The following is a 14469-nucleotide window of genomic DNA, read 5'->3' as shown; positions in this document are numbered from 1 at the left end:
ATGACGTCATTCGACTACGACGACCGGATCTTCGTCTCCGTCGACCACGCCGGTGACGCCGACCCCCTGCGGGGGCACTACCACCAGCGCGGCGACCTGGTCTGGGCGGAGATCTCCGGCGGCCCGGTACGGCACGGCCGGCTCGCCGGCACCTGCGACGCGCAGGGCGTGGTGCGCTTCGCGTACCTGGAGGTGCTCACCGACGGCAGCATCGTGGTCGGCGAGTGCGAGTCCCGGCCCGAGCGGCTGCCGGACGGCCGGATCCGGCTGCGCGAGCAGTGGCGCCGGCACGGGCCGCGCCGCGACAGCGGCGTCTCGGTGATCGAGGAGGCCGCCCCAGCCCACGCCGAGGCGCGGGAGGAGCAGCGTGTCTGACATCCAGATCGTCAGCTTCGTCGCCGCGAGCCTGCTCATCATCATCGTGCCGGGCGTCGACTTCGCCCTGGTCACCCGACAGACCGTCCGGTACGGGCGGCGGGCCGGGTTCGTGGTGCTGGCCGGGCTGTTCGCCGCCGCGCTGGTGCACGCGTCGCTCGCCACCGCCGGCCTGTCCGCCCTGCTGGTCTCCTCACCGGCGCTCTACACGGTGCTGCGCGTCGCCGGCGCGCTGTACCTGCTCTACCTGGGCGGCACCATCCTCTGGGCCACCCGGCCCCGCCGGGCGGCAGCGGTGGCGCAGCCGGTCCCGGTCGGTGCGGGTGGGGCCGGTGCCGGCACAGACGCCGCGCCGGTCCGGGACACCCCGGCCGCCGATGAGCCGCACGTGGCGCGGCGCTCCTTCGTCATGGGCGTCACCAGTCAGCTGCTGAACGTCAAGGTGGTCGTCTTCTACGTCTCGTTCGTGCCGCAGTTCGTCAAGCCCGGCGACGGCGCGGCGGCCCGCACGGCGGTGCTGGCCGCGACGTTCATCGGCCTCGCCGTGCTCTGGTGGGCCTGCTACATCCTGCTCATCGACCGGTTGCAGCCCTGGTTGACCCGGCCGTCGGTGCTGCTGGTGATCGAACGGCTGACCGGCCTGATCCTGATCGTCCTGGCGGTGCGGATCGCGCTGAGCCACTGAGCCGCACCACTGGCGCCCGCCGGGCCCGGCCGCATCCAGCCGGGCCGGTGGGCGCCAGTGGTGTCAGGCGTTGCGCGGGCGGTGGGCGACGGTGAGGACGTGGGTGGTCGGCCAGTCCAGCGGCCGGCCGTCCAGGTCGGTGAGCGACGCGACCGGCGCGATCCGGTTGTCGATCACCCAGTCGTTGCGGACCGGCGCCGAGGCCGGGCCGATCTCGAAGCCCGCCTCGGTGAGCAGCGCCGTCCAGTCGGCGAAGCTCAGGCCGCAGAACTGCTCCTTCGTCTCCGACAGCCAGTTGTCCGTGTAGTCCTTGCGGGTCAGGTAGTCCATCGCCGCGCCCAGGCCGATACGCACCGCGCCGTCGGCGAGCGGCTCGTACGCGAAGCCGAACGCGAAGTCGACGGCGAACTGGTCCAGCCGCGCCCGCGTCGACAGGCCCGAGACGTACCGCCTGACCTCGGCCGAGGTGAGGTCGGCCAGGTCCCGGCGCGGCGAGGCGGGATTGTCGCCGTCGTCGGCACTCAGCCGCAGGATCACCTGCCGGCCGGGGTCGTCCGGCCCGCACACGTCGCTGTTGATCCAGACGCCGCCGGGCACTGTGTGGTCGTGGATGCGGCGGGCGAACTGGAGCAGCGACTCCCGCTGCCGCCCGTACGACCAGATCTCGTGGGTGAGCGCGAAGGTGAGCGTGGTGTCCACGGAGCGGTCCTTGAACACCGCGCCGCCGAGGACGTTGCGGTGGAAGAAGTACACGTTGGCGTTGCGGAACCCGCCCTGCGCCTTCTTGTGCAGGCACTCCTGGTACAGGTGGCGGGCCACCTCCACGCCGATCAGGTCGCTCTCCCGCAGCGTGACCTCCCGGTCGGCCAGCTCCAGGACCGCGCCCGCGCCGCAGCCGATGTCCACGATGCGCCCGGGCTGCACGTACCGGCGCACCGAGTCCCACTTGCGTTGCGCGGCCGAGGCGAACGCCTCCACGTACGTCCGGTAGTCGCGGGTCACGGTGAGGCCGCCCTCGTCGCCCACCAGCGGGTCGTTGACGACCGACCGGATCGCCTCGACGAGGCGGTAGCGCTCGAACACGTCGATCGTCGCCGGGTGGGTGAGCGTACGCCAGGTCTCGTCGCCGGCGGCCAGGCGAAGCAGCACGTCCCACGGGCGTTCCGGCGTCTCGCGCAGGTCCGGGTCGGCCTCGACCTGCGCGATCGCGAAGCCGAGCCGTTCGTACAGCTTCGCGACCTCCGGCGTGGAGCAGGCCACCACGGTGTCGGCGGGCGCGAGTTCGAGCCCGGTGGCCACCGCGATGCTCTTGAGCGTGACCTCGGCGAACGCGTCGGTGTACGCGGTGTCGAAGATCGGCACGGCCAGCGAGCGCAGGCCGGTCAGCACGCTGAACCGCTCGATCGCGGCCTCCCGCCTGTGGTACGCGACCGGGTTGCGCCTGGTGTTCTCGTGGTTGGCCGACGTCACCGCCCAGACCACCGTGGCCTCGTCGCCGGCGAGCCGGCGCAGGTAGTCGGCCTGGAACCGGGTCAGCAGGTGGTGCCGCCCCGGGAACAGCACGAAGCGGGTCGGCAGGTCGGTCATGGGCACCTCGCCTGGGCGGTGGAGCGGTCGGTGATCATACCGGGACGCGCCAGGAACGCCACAGGTGCCCGTACCGGCCGTCGGCGGCCAGCAGCTCCTCGTGCGTGCCCTGCTCCACGATCCGGCCGTGGTCGAGCACGACGATCCGGTCCGCGCCGACCGCCTGGCTGAGCCGGTGCGCCACGATCAGCGTGGTACGCCCCCGCGTGGCCGCGAGGGCCGCCCGGTCCAGGTCGCGGGCCCCGGCGCTGCCGGCCTCGGCGGTCGCCTCGTCCAGGACCGCCACGGCGGGCGCGGTCAGCACCAGCCGGGCCAGGGCGACCTGCTGGGCCTGCGCGGCGGTGAGCCGGTGGCCGCCCTCGCCCACCGGCGTCGCCAGCCCGTCCGGCAGGGCACGCAGCCAGGAGGTGGCGCCGACCCGCTCCAGCGCGTCGAGCAGTTCGGCGTCGGTGGCGTCCGGGGCGGCCAGGCGCAGGTCCTCGGCGAGCGGCCCGGCGAAGACGTGCACCTCCTGGCTGACCAGTGCGACGTCCCGCCGGGAGGTGGCCTCGCCCGCCCCGGTCAGCGGCACGCCGTCGAGGCGTACCGATCCGTCGGTGGGCGCGATGATCCCGGCGGCGATGCCGGCGAGCGTGCTCTTGCCGGCGCCGCTGGCGCCGACCAGCGCGACCCGCTCCCCCGGCGCCAGGCGCAGCTCGACGTCGGCCAGCACCAGCGGCCCGTCGTCGTAGTGGTGCCGGCGCACAGTGACGTCCAGCGCGGCCGGGCCGCGCGGGCCGGAGGGCCGGGGGGCCGGGCCTGGCACAGCGGCCGGGCCGGCCGCGGCGGGCGGTGCGGTGTCGGGCAGGTTCGCCACGCCGACCAGGCGGGCGAGGCTCGCGCCGGCCTGCAACACCGAGTCGGACTCCAGCAGCAGCAGGCCGATCGGGTTGAACAGGCGGTGGAAGTAGAGCGCGGCGGTGGTCGCCGCGCCGACCGTGACCAGGTCGTCGCGGACCAGGAAGAACCCGGCCACGAGCACCGCGGCCAGGCCGAGGAACTCCGACCTGTTGATCCGCAGCCCGAAGCGGGTGTGCAGGTTGAAGATCTCCAGCGACAGGTCGCGCGCCACGCCCGAGCGCTCGGCGATGGCTGCCACGTGCGCGTCCTCGGTCCGGTACGCGCGCACCGTCGCCGCGCCGCGCAGCGCGCCGGCCATCGCCTGCGTCCGCTCGCCGGTGGCGACCCGCTCACGGGCGTAGTAGGGCGCCGAGCGGCGCAGGTACCAGCGCAGCGCGAGCGCGTACGCGGGCGCTGCCACCAGCCCGGCGAGGCCGAGCCGCCAGTCCAGCGCGACCAGCCCGAACACGGTGAGCACGACCGACAGCAGCGCGCCGACGAACGCGGGGCCGCTCACCGCGATCACGTTCGTCACCACCGCCACGTCGTCGCCGACGCGGGCCAGCAGGTCGCCGGTGCCGGCCCGCTCCAGCGTCGCCGACGGCAGGTGCAGCGCCCGGTCGAGGACGCGCTCGCGCAGCCGGGCCAGCACCGTCTCGCCGAGCCGGGACGCGAGCGCGGCGCCGAGCGCGGTGAGCAGGCCGGTGAGCACGGCGGCGGCGGCGATCACCGCCACCCGGCCGGCGATCCGGGAGACCGGGGCGTCGGCGATGACGTCGTCGACCAGGCGGCCGAGCACGAAGGGCGCGACCAGGCCACCCGCGGCGGCCGCGACGAGCACCGTCGCGGCGGCGGCGCCGAGGCCGGGCCGGTCGCGGAACTGGGCCCCGAGCGTGGCCCAGGTCTGCCGGGCGGACGCGACCGGGAGCAACGTCCGACCGGGGGTACGCGGGTCAGCGGTCACCGCAGTGTCTCCTCGCGGTAGCGGGCGTCGGAGGCCAGCAGGTGTTCGTGCGGTCCCTCGGCGGCCACCCGGCCGTCGGCGATCACCACCACCCGGTCGGTGATCCGCAGCAGGGCCGGGCTGCTGGTGATCAGCAGGGTGCCCCGGGGCGCCACCCGGCGCGCTTCGGCCAGTCCGTCGGCGAGCTGCGCCTCGGTGGCCGCGTCGACGGCGGTGGTGGGATCGTGCAGCACCAGCACGGGCGGGTCGGCGTGCAGGGCCCGCGCCAGCCCGAGCCGCTGGCGCTGCCCACCGGAGAGGTTCGCGCCCCGCTCGACGAGGCGGTGGTCGAGGCCGTCGGGGTGGGCGTCCACCACGTCCTCGGCGGCGGCCGCGCGGACGGCGGCGTGCAGCCGCGCCGGGTCGGTACGGGTGCCTGCGGCGAGGTTGGCCGCCACCGTGCCCTCGAACAGCGTCACGTCGTGCGGCTCGACCAGCACGGTGCCGCGCAGCGCGTCGACGTGCAGCTCGTCGGCGGGTACGCCGTCGACACGCACGGCGCCCCGGCGCGCATCCGGCGGGACCCGCCCGGACAGCAGCGCGACCAGCGCCTCGGCGTCGGCCGGGTCGTACGCGAGCACACCGACCACCTCGCCGGGGCCGACGCGCAGGTTCACCCCGTCCAGTCCGGCGTGCCCGACGTCGTCGAGGGCGAGCCGCGGCCCGTAGGGTTGTGCCGGGGCCGGCGCGTCGCCGGGGCGGGTCAGCGGCTCGGCGCCGAGCACGCGCGCCACCCGGGCGGCGGAGGCGCGGGCCATCGCGAACAGCTGCACGCACCAGCCCATGGTCTGCACCGGCTCGGCGACGAACTGCGCGAGCCCGACCACTGTCACCAGCTCGCCGATGGTGAGCCGGCCGCGCAGGGCGAGCCAGCCGGCCACCCCGGCGACCGCCGCGAGGAACAGGCCGTTGGCGGCGGTGGTGAGCCCGAGGTGCAGCCCCTTGGTGTTGGTGGCGCGCAGCGTGACCGCGAGGGCGTTGCGGCTGGCGGCGGCGTACCGGCCGGCGGCGTGGTGCTGGGCGCCGATGCCGCGCAGCACGCGCAGGCCGGAGACGAGGTCCACGGCGAGCGCCGTGGTCTCCGCGAGAGCCTCCTGCTGGGAGGTGCTGCGCCGGGACAGCAGCGGGGCCATCCGTTGCAGCACCAGGACCAGCACCGGCACGCCGACGAGCACGCCGAGCCCGAGGGGGACGTCGATGACCAGCAGCGCGGTCGCCGCGACGGTGAGCGCGGTCACCGCGGCCACGCCGAAGCCGGCCACCCGCACCACGAGCGCGGAGAGCTCGGCGTCGGAGGCGGCGACCGAGAGCAGTTCACCGTCGCGCAGGCCGGAGCGGTGCCCGCGCGGGTCGAGCGCGCGCTCGGCGATCTCCACCCGCAGCAGGTGCGCCTCCCGCTCCACCGCGGCGAACGCCTGGCGGGCGCCGTTGCGGTAGGCGAACGCGAGCACGGCGAACAGGGCCGCGAGGCCGGCGACCGAGTAGGCCAGCGCCCACGGGTCGCCGGTGACCACGGCGCGGTCGATGACGAGGCCGATCGCCACCGGCACGAGCGCCTCGGCGACCTGGTGCAGGCCGAGCAGCGTCACGCCGATCAGCACCGGCCGTCGCTGGCGGCGCAACGCCTGACGCAGCACGTACCGGGCCGTGACGGCGCTGCCGGCGGGGAGCGGGGACACGAGGGGATGCCTCCAGTGATCGAAGTGAGGACAGCCTAACCTCAGCCTCGACGGGCGAATCGGGTGGCACGGCTCACCACGGTCTCCGCCAGCGGGGCACGGTAACCGCCGGTAATGTTGATCAGGCCGAGAGTGCACCCATATGTCCGCTGCCCCGAGGAGCGACCATGCTCGATCACGCGTCCGGCCGCATCGACATCGCCCGCCTTCAGGAGACGCTCGACGGACCGTGGGCCGAGGTCCGTCAGGCTCACCGCAAACACCTCGACGAGCGCTTCCTCCCGGTCTACGGCGAGACCGGCGACCAGGCGCGCGAGCGGATCACCCGGCTGCTCGGCGAACTACCGGTGGAGCTGGGCATCGCCGCGGGCTTCCCGGCCGAGTACGGCGGCCGGTCCGACGTGGGCGCCTCGATCGTCGCCACCGAGATGCTGGCGCAGGTCGACCTGTCACTCATGGTGAAGGCCGGCGTGCAGTGGGGCCTGTTCGGCGGGGCGGTCGCCGCCCTCGGCACGAAGCGGCACCACGACGCCTATCTCCGGGACATCGTCGAGGGACGGATCTTCGGCTGCTTCGCGATGACCGAGACCGGCCACGGCTCGGACGTGCAGCAGCTGCGCACCACCTGCGTGTACGACCCGCGGACGCAGACCTTCGACCTGCACACGCCGCACGAGGCGGCGCGCAAGGACTACATCGGCAACGCGGCCCGGGACGGGCGGATGGCTGTGGTCTTCGCCCAGCTCATCAGCGGCGGGCGTCGCCACGGGGTGCACGCGTGGCTGGTGCCGATCCGCGACGAGCACGGCAACCCGATGCCCGGCGTGACGATCGGCGACGCCGGACCCAAGGCCGGCCTGCTCGGCGTGGACAACGGGCGGCTCAGCTTCGACCACGTACGGGTGCCGCGGGACATGCTGCTGGACCGGTACGCCCAGGTGGCCGAGGACGGGACGTACTCCAGCCCGATCGAGAACGACTCCCGCCGCTTCTTCACCATGCTCGGCACGCTGGTGCGGGGCCGGGTCAGCGTGGGCGGCGCCGCCTCGGCGGCCGCCAAGGCGGCGCTCGCCATCGCGGTGCGGTACGGCGACATCCGCCGCCAGTTCAGCGACGCCGAGGGCGACCGCGAGGTGCTGCTCAACGACTACCTGGCCCACCAGCGCAAGCTGCTGCCCGCGCTGGCCACCACGTACGCGCTGCACTTCGCCCAGACCGAGCTGGTCGCCGCGCTCGACGAGATCCAGGGCGGCGACGGGCCGGTCGACGAGCACCGGCAGCGGGAACTGGAGTCCCGGGCCGCCGGGCTCAAGGCGGCGCAGACCTGGCACGCGACCCGCACCATCCAGGCGTGCCGGGAGGCGTGCGGCGGCGCCGGTTACCTGTCGGAGAACCGGCTGCCCAGCCTCAAGGCCGACACCGACGTGTTCACCACGTTCGAGGGCGACAACACGGTCCTGCTCCAGCTCGTCGCCAAGGGGCTGCTGACCGGCTACCGGGACGAGTTCGGCTCGCTGGACGGCTGGGGGCGCGCCTCGTTCGTCGCGGAACAGGTACGCGAGATGGTGCTGGAGCGCACCGCCGCCCGGGCGCTCATCGCGCGGCTGGTCGGCACCGTGCCCGGCCGGGACGACGAGGTCGCCGTGACCGACCGGGGCTGGCAGCTCAAGGTGTTCGAGGACCGGGAGGAGCACCTGCTGGACAGCGCGGTCCGCCGCCTGCGCGGCGGCGCGTCCAGCAAGAAGGACCGCCCGTTCGACATCTTCAACGACGTCCAGGACCACGTCCTCGCAGTCGCCGCCGCGCACGTCGACCGCGTCACGCTGGAGGCGTTCGTAGCCGGTATCGACGCCGCCGCCGACCCGGCGGTCAAGGAGCTGCTGTCGCGGGTCTGCGACCTGTACGCGCTGAGCGTCATCGAGGCGAACAAGGGCTGGCTGCTGGAGCACGGACGGCTCACCCCAGCCCGGTCGAAGGCGATCACCGGGGTGGTGAACGGGCTGCTCAAGGAGCTGCGCCCGTACATGCGCACGCTCGTGGACGGTTTCGCCATCCCTGATGCGTGGCTGCACGCCGCGATCCTGCGCGAGGAGCCCGCCCGGCAGGACGAGATGGCCGCCCAGGACGCCGCCGACCGGCAGGACGCCGCCGCCGGCTCGCATTGACACATTTCGTTACGGCGGTGACAGTAACTGCAAAGCTCCCGCCGGTCCCTCCGCTGGGACGCATCGCGGCGGCGCCACGCCGACGTGGCCGACACACCGCCACCACCACCATCCAGGGAGCGCCGTCACGACGTCCCCTGGAGGGCGCATGAGAAGAAGATCGAAGATCTACGCCGGGCTGGCGGCCGCCTTCGTCCCGCTCGCCTCCGTGGTAGTGGCGCTCGGCGCGGCACCGGCGGGCGCCGCGATCGGCGGGTCGGGGCCCTACCCGGCCGACTACGAGACCTCGTCGAGCCTGCCCAACCACACCATCTTCCGGCCCCAGACGCTCCCGTCCGAGCGCCTTCCCGTCCTGGTCTGGGGCAACGGCGCCTGTTCGGCGAACGGCCTGTCGCAGGGCAACTTCCTCCGCGAGATCGCCTCCCACGGCTTCCTCGCCATCGCCAACGGCGCACCGAACGGCTCCGGCTCCACGAACTCCCAGATGCTCACCCAGTCCATCGACTGGGCGGTGGCCGAGAACTCCCGGTCGGGCGGCAAGTACTACAACCGGATCGACACCACGAAGATCGCCGTGGCCGGGTTCTCCTGCGGTGGCCTGGAGGCGTACGCGGTCTCGAACGACCCGCGCGTCACCACCACCGGCATCTTCAGCAGCGGCCTGCTGAACGACGCCGACGACTACCAGCTACGGAGACTGACCAGACCGATCGCGTACTTCATCGGCGGCCCCAGCGACATCGCATACCCGAACGCGATGGACGACTGGGGCAAGCTGCCGGCCGGGTTGCCCGCCTTCATGGGCAACCTGAACGTCGGCCACGGCGGCACGTACGACCAGCCCGACGGCGGCGAGTTCGGCCGCGTCGCGGTGCTCTACCTCAAGTGGCGCCTGAAGGGCGACATCAGCGCCGGCGCCAACTTCGTCGGCCCGGACTGCGGCCTGTGCCGCAGCCAGTGGAGCGTCCAGCAGAAGAACCTGACGCTGGACGGCCCGCCGCCCACCACTCCCCCGCCCACGACCCCGCCACCCACCACGCCGCCGCCCACGACGCCGCCGCCGACCACGCCCCCGCCGGGCGGGGCCTCCTGCACCGCCGTATACGCCGTCCAGGACCAGTGGAACGGTGGCTTCGTCGCCAACGTGACAGTCGCCGCCGGGAGCACCGCGCTGACCGGCTGGCGCGTGACGCTCGCGCTGCCGGGCGGCGCCGCGGTCAGCTCACTGTGGAACGGCGTGCCCAGCGGCACCAGCGGCACCGTCACGGTGGCCAACCAGAGCTACAACGGACGGCTCGGCGCGGGGCAGACCACCACCTTCGGATTCCAGGGCACCGGAACCGGCGGCGGCGCCACCGCCACCTGCGCCGGGATCTGAACCGCCTCCCGGGGGCCGGCGCCGGACGCCGGCCCCCGGCGAGGTGAGTATCGTCTCGCCGCCACCCCCGGCCGCCTGCCGGTCCGTCGTGGACGGCCCGGGCCGAGCCCGGGAAGACTGCCTGCTAGCGCGACCGGCAGCGGGCCGCGCCGAGCGTCGCATGCACCGTGAAGTCCTGCGCCGTAAGCCTTTCCGTCATCCACACGAAGTTGACATGATTGATGGTTGGGCTAGGGTTCCGCCGAACGGTTGTCACCGAGGCAGGTATCCGGTCACCACGAGGACGGCATGACGGCACAGTGCAGTGGCTTCGACATCCGCTTGCTGGGCAATCTCCGGATCACGTACGCCGGGCGGGAACTGCCACTTCGGTCGGCACAGCGCCGGGCCGTCTTCAGCGCGCTGGCGCTCACCCCGGAGCGGGGCCTGTCCCGGGACGAGCTGATCACCGCCGTCTGGGGTGACCACCCGCCGGCCAGCGCGACCGGCAACCTCTACACGTACGTCTCCGCCCTGCGCCGGATGCTCGAACCGGACCGTGACAGGTGGTCCTCCGGCCGGGTGCTCACCTCCGAGGGCGGCAGCTACCGACTGCACCTCGACGCCGACGCCGTCGACGTGCACCGCTTCGAGCGGTTCCGCGAACGCAGCCGCGCGCCCCGCGCCACCGGCGACACGGTTGGGGAACTGGCCGCCCTGGACGCCGCGCTCGCGCAGTGGCGGGGCGACGAGGCGCTCGTCGGCGTACCGGGACCGCGCGCCGCCGGCCACCGGATCCGGCTGGGCGAGCTGTACCTGACCACAGTCGAACGGCAGGCCGAGCTGATGCTGGGCCTCGGACGCGGCGCCGAGGTCGTCGACCGCCTGCTCGCGCTCGTCGACCGCCACCCGGCCCGGGAGAGCCTGTACGCGGTGGCGATGCGGGCGCTCGCCGCGCAGGGCCGTACCGCCGAGGCGCTCGCGCTCTACGCCACGCTACGGGACCGGCTGGTCGAGGAGTCGGGCACCGAACCCGCCGCCGCCGTCCGGCAGATCCACGACCAGCTGTCGGCCGGCAGCCCGGCCCCGGCGCGTGGCCCGGTCCCGCAGCGGCACCCCGGCTTCCGGGGCCGTTCCGCGGCGCTGGCCCGGCTGCGGTCGGCGGTCACCGGCCTGGCCGACGGGCGCGGTGGCAGCGTCTGGATCAGCGGCGAGGCCGGCATCGGGAAGTCAGCGCTGCTGGCCGAAGGACTCAGCGGCGCGGCACCGCTCGGCGTCCAGGTCGGGTGGGCCGTCGGCGACGAGCTGGCGTACCGGATGCCGTTGAGCATCGTGCTGGAGTGCCTCTCCCTCGGCAACGACGCGGACGGCCTGCCCGCCTCGCTGCACGCCTGCTCGGGTGGAGCGCCACCGACCCTGACCGTGATCGACACGGTCCAGCGGTTCGTGGTGGCGCGGTGCGCCGAACGGCCGCTGCTGCTGGTCCTGGACGACCTCCAGTGGGCCGACGACATGTCGCTGCTGGTGTGGCACGCGCTGCACAAGCTCACCACGCGGCTGCCGCTGCTGCTCGTGTCCGCCGCCCGCCCGGTCCCGGCCGGATACGAGGTGAGGCTCCTGCGCCGGGTGCTGCCCCGCGACGGCACCACGCTCGTCGAGCTCGGCCCACTGGACGACGACACCGCGACCGCGCTCGTACGCGACTGGTCCCGCCCGCCCGGTCCGGGCGCCGGCACCACCCGCTCGTTCGTCGCGGCGGCCGCCGGGAACCCGTACTACCTGCGGCATCTCGTGCTCGCCGACCACGACGGCCGGACCGCCGACACGCCCGGCCCCGAACTGACCGACGCGGTCTCCCGGCACCTGCAACCGCTCGCCGACGACACCCGCCAACTGCTGCGGGCGATCGCGTTCCTCGGCAACAACTACCTGGTCGCCGACCTGGCCGCGGTCACCGGCAAGTCGGCGCCGCAACTCGTGCCCGCAGTGGAGGAGGCGCTGGCCGCCGGGTTCCTCGTGGAGGACGGGCGCCGCCTGCGGTTCCGGCATCCGGTCCTCCGCCGGGTCCTGCGCGGCGCGATCCCGACCGCGCTGCGGGTGCTGATGCACAGGCAGTTCGCCCAACGGCTCGCCGAAGCCGGCGGCGACCTGGGCCGGGTCGCGGGCCAGTTGCTGGCCGGGCCGGTGCCGGTCGACGCCTGGGTGCAGGACTGGCTGACCACGCACGCCGCGCAACTGGGCGCCGTCGCCCCCGCGCCCGCGATCGCGGTGCTGCGGCACGCCGTCGCCGCGCCCGGCCTCTCCCCGTCGTCCCGCGAGCTGCTCACCGCGGAACTGGCCCGGGTGCTGCACCGCTGCGGGCTGCCCGCCGAGGCCGAGGCGAACTGGGTGTCGGCGCACACCGGGGACGCCGCGACGCGCGCCGAGATGAGCCGGATCGCCGGCGTGGACGGGCCGTCCCCGAGCGTCGGACCGGCGGTCGTCGGGCACCGGTGAGGAAACTGCGCGTCACCGTTCTGGGGCCGGTACGCGCCTGGAACGGCCAGGTCGAGATCGACCTCGGGCCGGCCCGGCGGCGGGCCCTGTTCGCGATGCTGGCCGCGAACGCCAACCGCCCGGTCACCCGCGCCGAGCTGATCCGGGCACTGTGGGGCGAGTCGGCGCCGAGCACCGCGGCGGGCAACATCTACACCTACGTCTCCGGGCTGCGGCGCAGCCTGGGCCCGGCCGGGGGGATGCTGCGTTCCGGCCGGGCCGGATACACGCTGCGCCTCGAACCGGGCGCGCTGGACGCCGACCGGTTCGAGGCGCTGTGCGAGGCGGCGGTGGCGCCGGCTGCCGCCGGACGGCCCGGGCAGGCCGTCGCCCTGCTCGACGAGGCGCTCGCGCTCTGGCAGGGCGAGGCGTACGCGAACGTCACCGGACTCTTCGCCGACCTCGACCGGCACCGCCTGACCGAGCTGCGGATCGCCGCGGCGGAGCGGCGGGCCCGGCTGGTCCTGACCGGCGGCGGCGACGACGCGCTGATCGCCGACCTGGCCGCCCTGGTCCGCGACCACCCGCTGCACGAGCCGTTCCACGAGCTGCTGATGTGCGCGCTGCACCGGGCCGGCCGGGGCGCCGAGGCGCTCGACGTCTTCCACGCGGCGCGCCGGGTGCTGGTGGGCGAACTCGGCGTCGAGCCCGGCCCGGCCCTGCGCGAGCTGCAGAGCCGGATCCTCGCCGAACCGGCCCCGCCCGCACCGGCCGTACCCGTGACGCCGGCGGCGGTGGTCGCGCCGGACGTACCGCGGCGGGGTCGCCTGGTCGGACGCGACGGCGAACTGGCGCTGCTGCGCGGCCTGCTGGACGCGCTGGGCGAGGGCCGCAGCGCGATCGTGTGGATCGAGGGCGAGCCGGGCATCGGCAAGTCGGCGCTGCTCGACGCGGCGCTGCACGAGGCGCGGGCGCTGGGCCACCGGGTCGCGCGCGGCAGCGCCGAGGAACTCAGCAGCCGGATCCCGCTACACGTGATGCGCCGGGCGCTGCACCTGGAGGACGCGCCGCACGACGACCCGGCGAGGGCCGTCGACCGGGTGCTCGGCCACGTCCGCCGGCTGACCGCCGAGGGCCCGCTGGTGCTGGCCGTCGACCATCTCCAGTGGGCCGACGAGGCGAGTCTGCTGGCCTGGGAGCGGCTGGCGGCGCTCACCCGGTGGCTGCCGCTGCTGCTCGTCGCGACCGCCCGGCCCGAGCCCGGCCGCCGCGACCTGGCCCGGCTGCGGCGCGGGGTGGGCACCCGGGACGGGCACCTGATCCGGCTCACTCCCCTGCCCCCGTCGGACATCGAGCAGATCTTCGGCCGGACCGTGGGCGTGCCGCCCGGCGCCACGCTGCGGTCGCTGGCGCCGCTGGCCGCCGGCAACCCGCTGTACGCCCGGGAACTGGTCACCGGCCTCGTGGCCGAGGACGGGGTACGGGTGGTCGACGGGCTCGCCGAGGTCAACGCGCGGGCCGACGAGATGCCGCGGTCGCTCCTGGACACCGTGCGGGCCAGCCTCGACCACCTCTCCTCCGGCGCACGGGAGGCGCTGCGCTACGCCGCGCTGCTCGGCGACGCGTTCGCCGTCGCCGAGGTCGCGGCCGTCACCGGGCGCACGCCGTTCGACCTGATGGCCGACCTGGAGGAGGCGGTCGCCGCCGACGTCCTCGTGGACGCGGGCAGCGAACTGGCGTTCCGGCAGCCGGTGCTGCGGCGGGCGCTCGCCGCCGGCATCCCCGCCGCGCTGCGGCCGACGCTGCACCGGCACGCGGCGCAGGCGCTCGCGGACAACGGGGGCCCCGCCGCCCGGGTCGCCGAACACCTGCTCGCCGGGCCGCCCGAGGTGGACGAGTGGCTGGTGGGCTGGCTGGTCGCACACGGCGCGGAGCTGTCCCGGCAGGCCCCGGAGCCGGCGCGGGAGCTGCTGCGCCGCGCCCTGGCGAGCCACCGCCTGCCGCAGGCGGCGCGGGCGACGCTCGCCGCTCTCCTCGACGGCCCGGACCGGTAGCGCCTCGACGCCGGGACGGCAGTGACACCGGAGGCCGGCTGATGCGGATGCCGGACAGCGCCGGTCGCCGCGGTGCACGAGCCGAGACGCCGCGACTGGCGCAGGGTCCGCGCCCACCGGACAGCCGTGGATCACACCCTGCCGAACGGCGTGTTCGCCGACCCGGCCTCGGCGGCGCTGCCGCAACATCTGCCCGAGATCGGCGGGCGG

General features: G+C 74.8%; 9 protein-coding genes. 6 read left to right on the top strand and 3 right to left on the bottom strand.

The window, feature by feature from the left end:
• Together Q3W68_RS22560 and Q3W68_RS22555 are read left to right on the top strand one after the other, a co-directional pair.
• A complete protein-coding gene (locus Q3W68_RS22560; RefSeq protein WP_302907341.1) occupies nucleotides 1-375 on the top strand; it encodes a hypothetical protein in 375 nt (124 codons plus the stop codon).
• Nucleotides 368-1060, top strand: coding sequence for a LysE family translocator (locus Q3W68_RS22555; RefSeq protein WP_302907340.1), 693 nt, complete (start codon nucleotides 368-370; stop codon nucleotides 1058-1060). Before Q3W68_RS22560 ends, Q3W68_RS22555 begins: the two co-directional genes overlap by 8 nt.
• 63 nt (nucleotides 1061-1123) lie before the next feature.
• Here the strand turns inward: Q3W68_RS22555 and Q3W68_RS22550 are convergent, their stop codons facing one another.
• Genes Q3W68_RS22550 through Q3W68_RS22540 form a run of 3 tightly spaced genes read right to left on the bottom strand, consistent with a single transcriptional unit; the run spans nucleotide 1124 to nucleotide 6208 of the window.
• Nucleotides 1124-2647, bottom strand: coding sequence for a methyltransferase domain-containing protein (locus tag Q3W68_RS22550; RefSeq protein ID WP_302907339.1), 1524 nt, complete (start codon nucleotides 2645-2647; stop codon nucleotides 1124-1126).
• 34 nt (nucleotides 2648-2681) lie between these two features.
• On the bottom strand, nucleotides 2682-4490 hold the full coding sequence (locus Q3W68_RS22545) for an ABC transporter ATP-binding protein (RefSeq protein ID WP_302907338.1): 1809 nt from the start codon (nucleotides 4488-4490) through the stop codon (nucleotides 2682-2684).
• Nucleotides 4487-6208 (bottom strand): ABC transporter ATP-binding protein, encoded by a 1722-nt coding sequence (locus Q3W68_RS22540; RefSeq protein ID WP_302907337.1) that lies wholly within the window; start codon nucleotides 6206-6208, stop codon nucleotides 4487-4489. Before Q3W68_RS22540 ends, Q3W68_RS22545 begins: the two co-directional genes overlap by 4 nt.
• 167 nt (nucleotides 6209-6375) lie before the next feature.
• On the opposite strand from Q3W68_RS22540, the gene Q3W68_RS22535 reads away from it, so the two are divergent.
• The 4 genes from Q3W68_RS22535 to Q3W68_RS22520 all read left to right on the top strand — a co-directional run bounded on the left by Q3W68_RS22535 (nucleotide 6376) and on the right by Q3W68_RS22520 (nucleotide 14259).
• On the top strand, nucleotides 6376-8373 hold the full coding sequence (locus tag Q3W68_RS22535) for an acyl-CoA dehydrogenase (RefSeq protein ID WP_302907336.1): 1998 nt from the start codon (nucleotides 6376-6378) through the stop codon (nucleotides 8371-8373).
• 148 nt (nucleotides 8374-8521) lie between these two features.
• Nucleotides 8522-9751: a cellulose binding domain-containing protein gene (locus Q3W68_RS22530; RefSeq protein ID WP_302907335.1), complete on the top strand. Its 1230-nt coding sequence runs from the start codon at nucleotides 8522-8524 to the stop codon at nucleotides 9749-9751.
• 288 nt (nucleotides 9752-10039) lie between these two features.
• Nucleotides 10040-12226: a BTAD domain-containing putative transcriptional regulator gene (locus Q3W68_RS22525; RefSeq protein WP_302907334.1), complete on the top strand. Its 2187-nt coding sequence runs from the start codon at nucleotides 10040-10042 to the stop codon at nucleotides 12224-12226.
• Complete coding sequence (locus Q3W68_RS22520) at nucleotides 12223-14259, top strand: BTAD domain-containing putative transcriptional regulator (protein ID WP_302907333.1); 2037 nt, start codon at nucleotides 12223-12225, stop codon at nucleotides 14257-14259. The genes Q3W68_RS22525 and Q3W68_RS22520 overlap by 4 nt, the downstream gene beginning before the upstream one ends.
• Nucleotides 14260-14469: the final 210 nt, after the last annotated feature.

It is taken from the genome of Micromonospora sp. C28ISP2-4 (assembly GCF_030519385.1).
GTDB lineage: Bacteria > Actinomycetota > Actinomycetes > Mycobacteriales > Micromonosporaceae > Micromonospora > Micromonospora tulbaghiae.
This window is presented reverse-complemented; position numbering and strand designations above follow the sequence as displayed.